Annotated in this window: 1 protein-coding gene; it reads right to left on the bottom strand. The window is 53.8% G+C overall.

Annotated elements, in window-relative coordinates; genetic code table 11:
- Positions 1-35 precede the first annotated feature (35 nt).
- Positions 36-238 (bottom strand): hypothetical protein (locus tag H6A60_RS13610; RefSeq protein ID WP_205105407.1); only part of this gene is annotated, 203 nt, incomplete at its 5' end.

Raw genomic sequence — 238 nt, 5'->3', positions numbered from 1 at the left:
GATTAGGTATTTGAGATGAGGTAATTCCAAAAGGCTCAGTTCTTCATGAGCACTTCGACGTCGCCGTTCTCCTGCGGCAGCAGGTTCGAGCTGAGCTGCCTGCCGTTGAAGCTGATCCTGCGGACATCACTCCCGCCGCCGAGGTAGGCGATGTTGTAGGTGAATCCGCGATATCTGAAGTTCTGGATTTTCAGGCCTGAGAACTTCCTCGGAATGTGGGGAGTGATCCTGAGTCCGT

Source organism: Sutterella massiliensis (assembly GCF_016899755.1).
In the GTDB taxonomy this organism is placed as follows: domain Bacteria; phylum Pseudomonadota; class Gammaproteobacteria; order Burkholderiales; family Burkholderiaceae_F; genus Sutterella; species Sutterella massiliensis.
This window is presented reverse-complemented; position numbering and strand designations above follow the sequence as displayed.